Genomic DNA, 286 nt, shown 5'->3' on the forward strand with positions numbered 1-286 from the left:
TAGGCCCACAGCACATCCGCGATCTCCGTCTCGGTGGCCCGCGCCAAAAACTCCGCCGCGCTTTCACCGGAGTCCGGATCCATGCGCATGTCGAGCGGCCCGTCCTGCATGAAGCTGAAGCCGCGCTCGGCCTGGTCCAGCTGGGGCGAGGACACCCCGAGGTCCAGCAGCACGCCATCCAGCCCACCGGCCGTGGCCTCCCACTCCGCCAGACCCGCGAAGCTGCCGCGCCGGATCGCCACCCGCGGATCGCCCGCGAACTCGGCTTCGGCGCAGGCGATCGCCT

1 protein-coding gene is annotated in these 286 nt (G+C 71.3%); it reads right to left on the minus strand.

Going from position 1 to position 286, the window contains the following annotated elements:
• Positions 1-286 (minus strand): 16S rRNA (cytosine(1402)-N(4))-methyltransferase (mraW, locus tag FLQ44_RS19955; RefSeq protein WP_147695770.1); only part of this gene is annotated, 286 nt, incomplete at both ends.

This window comes from Vogesella mureinivorans, from assembly GCF_007644035.1.
In the GTDB taxonomy this organism is placed as follows: domain Bacteria; phylum Pseudomonadota; class Gammaproteobacteria; order Burkholderiales; family Chromobacteriaceae; genus Vogesella; species Vogesella mureinivorans.